Source organism: Pseudomonas sp. FSL R10-0056 (genome assembly GCF_009600105.1).
GTDB lineage: Bacteria > Pseudomonadota > Gammaproteobacteria > Pseudomonadales > Pseudomonadaceae > Aquipseudomonas > Aquipseudomonas bubulae.
The window spans coordinates 1-3,097 of record NZ_WIWL01000031.1; the positions used below are offsets into that span (position 1 = coordinate 1).

At 50.6% G+C, this 3,097-nt stretch carries 1 rRNA gene; it reads left to right on the forward strand.

From position 1 onward, the window contains the following. The first annotated feature begins 183 nt into the window (after window positions 1-183). Window positions 184-3,077, forward strand: a 23S ribosomal RNA gene (locus GHO42_RS01970). Window positions 3,078-3,097 lie beyond the last annotated feature (20 nt).

Consider the following 3,097-nt stretch of genomic DNA (forward strand, 5'->3'; position numbering starts at 1 on the left):
ATTTCTGATCTTTTGATTAGATCGTTCTTTAAAAATTTGGGTATGTAATAGAAAGTTAGACTGGATAGCACTTTCACTGGTGTTTATTCAGGCTAAGGTAAAATTTGTGATTGCTCTTAATTGAGCAGCGAATTTTCGGCGAATGTCGTCTTCATAGTATAACCAGATTGCTTGGGGTTATATGGTCAAGTGAAGAAGCGCATACGGTGGATGCCTTGGCAGTCAGAGGCGATGAAAGACGTGGTAGCCTGCGAAAAGCTTCGGGGAGTCGGCAAACAGACTTTGATCCGGAGATGTCTGAATGGGGGAACCCACCTAACATAAGTTAGGTATCTTAAGCTGAATACATAGGCTTAAGAAGCGAACCAGGGGAACTGAAACATCTAAGTACCCTGAGGAAAAGAAATCAACCGAGATTCCCTTAGTAGTGGCGAGCGAACGGGGACCAGCCCTTAAGCTGTATTGATGTTAGCGGAACGCTCTGGAAAGTGCGGCCATAGTGGGTGATAGCCCTGTACGCGAAAACATCTTTGCAGTGAAATCGAGTAGGACGGAGCACGAGAAACTTTGTCTGAATATGGGGGGACCATCCTCCAAGGCTAAATACTACTGACTGACCGATAGTGAACTAGTACCGTGAGGGAAAGGCGAAAAGAACCCCGGAGAGGGGAGTGAAATAGATCCTGAAACCGTATGCGTACAAGCAGTGGGAGCCCACTTTGTTGGGTGACTGCGTACCTTTTGTATAATGGGTCAGCGACTTATTTTCAGTGGCAAGCTTAACCGAATAGGGGAGGCGTAGCGAAAGCGAGTCTTAATAGGGCGTCTAGTCGCTGGGAATAGACCCGAAACCGGGCGATCTATCCATGGGCAGGTTGAAGGTTGGGTAACACTAACTGGAGGACCGAACCGACTACCGTTGAAAAGTTAGCGGATGACCTGTGGATCGGAGTGAAAGGCTAATCAAGCTCGGAGATAGCTGGTTCTCCTCGAAAGCTATTTAGGTAGCGCCTCATGTATCACTGTAGGGGGTAGAGCACTGTTTCGGCTAGGGGGTCATCCCGACTTACCAAACCGATGCAAACTCCGAATACCTACAAGTGCCGAGCATGGGAGACACACGGCGGGTGCTAACGTCCGTCGTGAAAAGGGAAACAACCCAGACCGTCAGCTAAGGTCCCAAAGTTATGGTTAAGTGGGAAACGATGTGGGAAGGCTTAGACAGCTAGGAGGTTGGCTTAGAAGCAGCCACCCTTTAAAGAAAGCGTAATAGCTCACTAGTCGAGTCGGCCTGCGCGGAAGATTTAACGGGGCTCAAACCATACACCGAAGCTACGGGTATCACCTTAGGGTGATGCGGTAGAGGAGCGTTCTGTAAGCCTGTGAAGGTGAGTTGAGAAGCTTGCTGGAGGTATCAGAAGTGCGAATGCTGACATGAGTAACGATAATGGGTGTGAAAAACACCCACGCCGAAAGACCAAGGTTTCCTGCGCAACGTTAATCGACGCAGGGTTAGTCGGTCCCTAAGGCGAGGCTGAAAAGCGTAGTCGATGGAAAACAGGTTAATATTCCTGTACTTCTGGTTATTGCGATGGAGGGACGGAGAAGGCTAGGCCAGCTTGGCGTTGGTTGTCCAAGTTTAAGGTGGTAGGCTGGAATCTTAGGTAAATCCGGGATTCTAAGGCCGAGAGCTGATGACGAGTGTTCTTTTAGAACACGAAGTGGTTGATGCCATGCTTCCAAGAAAAGCTTCTAAGCTTCAGGTAACCAGGAACCGTACCCCAAACCGACACAGGTGGTTGGGTAGAGAATACCAAGGCGCTTGAGAGAACTCGGGTGAAGGAACTAGGCAAAATGGCACCGTAACTTCGGGAGAAGGTGCGCCGATGGAGGTGAAGCATTTACTGCGTAAGCCCCTGTCGGTCGAAGATACCAGGCCGCTGCGACTGTTTATTAAAAACACAGCACTCTGCAAACACGAAAGTGGACGTATAGGGTGTGACGCCTGCCCGGTGCCGGAAGGTTAATTGATGGGGTTAGCTAACGCGAAGCTCTTGATCGAAGCCCCGGTAAACGGCGGCCGTAACTATAACGGTCCTAAGGTAGCGAAATTCCTTGTCGGGTAAGTTCCGACCTGCACGAATGGCGTAACGATGGCGGCGCTGTCTCCACCCGAGACTCAGTGAAATTGAAATCGCTGTGAAGATGCAGTGTATCCGCGGCTAGACGGAAAGACCCCGTGAACCTTTACTATAGCTTTGCACTGGACTTTGAATTTGCTTGTGTAGGATAGGTGGGAGGCTTTGAAGCGTGAACGCCAGTTTGCGTGGAGCCAACCTTGAAATACCACCCTGGCAACTTTGAGGTTCTAACTCAGGTCCGTTATCCGGATCGAGGACAGTGTATGGTGGGTAGTTTGACTGGGGCGGTCTCCTCCTAAAGAGTAACGGAGGAGTACGAAGGTGCGCTCAGACCGGTCGGAAATCGGTCGTAGAGTATAAAGGCAAAAGCGCGCTTGACTGCGAGACAGACACGTCGAGCAGGTACGAAAGTAGGTCTTAGTGATCCGGTGGTTCTGTATGGAAGGGCCATCGCTCAACGGATAAAAGGTACTCCGGGGATAACAGGCTGATACCGCCCAAGAGTTCATATCGACGGCGGTGTTTGGCACCTCGATGTCGGCTCATCACATCCTGGGGCTGAAGCCGGTCCCAAGGGTATGGCTGTTCGCCATTTAAAGTGGTACGCGAGCTGGGTTTAGAACGTCGTGAGACAGTTCGGTCCCTATCTGCCGTGGACGTTTGAGATTTGAGAGGGGCTGCTCCTAGTACGAGAGGACCGGAGTGGACGAACCTCTGGTGTTCCGGTTGTCACGCCAGTGGCATTGCCGGGTAGCTATGTTCGGGAAAGATAACCGCTGAAAGCATCTAAGCGGGAAACTTGCCTCAAGATGAGATCTCACTGGAACCTTGAGTTCCCTAAAGGGCCGTCGAAGACTACGACGTTGATAGGTTGGGTGTGTAAGCGCTGTGAGGCGTTGAGCTAACCAATACTAATTGCCCGTGAGGCTTGACCATATAACACCCAAGCAATTTGC